Origin of the sequence: Vibrio sp. 10N.222.46.A1 (genome assembly GCF_041473595.1) — a bacterium.
In the GTDB taxonomy this organism is placed as follows: domain Bacteria; phylum Pseudomonadota; class Gammaproteobacteria; order Enterobacterales; family Vibrionaceae; genus Vibrio; species Vibrio tasmaniensis_A.
This window is the reverse complement of record NZ_JBFRSN010001195.1, coordinates 1-780: the sequence shown is the minus strand read 5'-3', so window position 1 is coordinate 780 and position 780 is coordinate 1. Positions and strand designations below refer to the sequence as shown.

The 780-nt window shown below is 44.7% G+C and carries 2 protein-coding genes; both read right to left on the bottom strand.

All coding sequences use genetic code 11. From position 1 onward, the window contains the following. Positions 1 to 442, bottom strand: a 442-nt coding sequence (gene manA / locus AB4496_RS25155) for a mannose-6-phosphate isomerase, class I (protein WP_372132548.1), incomplete at its 3' end; no start/stop codon positions are given. Positions 443 to 444: 2 nt separating this feature from the next. Next, on the bottom strand, positions 445 to 780 hold a 336-nt coding region (locus tag AB4496_RS25150), incomplete at its 5' end, for a glycerate kinase (protein ID WP_372132544.1).

Sequence of the window (780 nt, the reverse complement as noted above, 5' to 3'; positions counted from 1 at the left end):
GAAAGCCATTCATCGCTTTGTAAAAGGTCAACGCATAAACCAACTCAGGCTTATGGTTTGGATCTTTGTAGTTACGATTAGACGCATTCAAAGGGATGCCAAGTGCATTCTCTCGCTCAAAACCTAATTCTGATTTGCGCTTGTTGGGGTGAACCTGAATCGACAACGGTGTTTCAGCTGCTAACACCTTAAATAAGAAAGGTAGCTCACCGAAACGTGCCGCCGTGTACCCACCTAAGACATCGATCCTATTTTCATCAATCATGTGAGAAAGCGGCTCACCGGTATCGCCTACTTTGGAGCAACCATTAGGATGAGCACCCATCCAAATTTCTGCTTGAGGTTCTTGGTTTGGGTTCACAATACCAAACAGTTGGTTAATGGAGTCTTTGCTTCCCCATGCGTAGTTTTGAATAACGTTGTCGAGTTTAAATAGAGACATAATTACTTCTCATTAAAAATCTGGCTGCCAAGCTTGAGCGTGGCGGCGATATTACGGGCAGTACGAGTCAGGTTTTGATTCGCTTCTAATAAAACTTGGTCTAAAGACTGAGGTGAACGTACGGTTCCAAATAAGCTAGACATTGAACCGTAAAGCTTTTCAACGTCTTGCCCCAAAGAGCCCGCTATTCCAATGGTTGGAATACTCAGCTTTTGAGCTCTCTGAGCGATACCGAAAGGTGTTTTACCTTGCAGGGTTTGGTTGTCCATCTGCCCCTCTCCGGTCACGACCAGTGAAGCACCTTCAAGAACCTTATCTGCATCCAAAGCATCTAATAC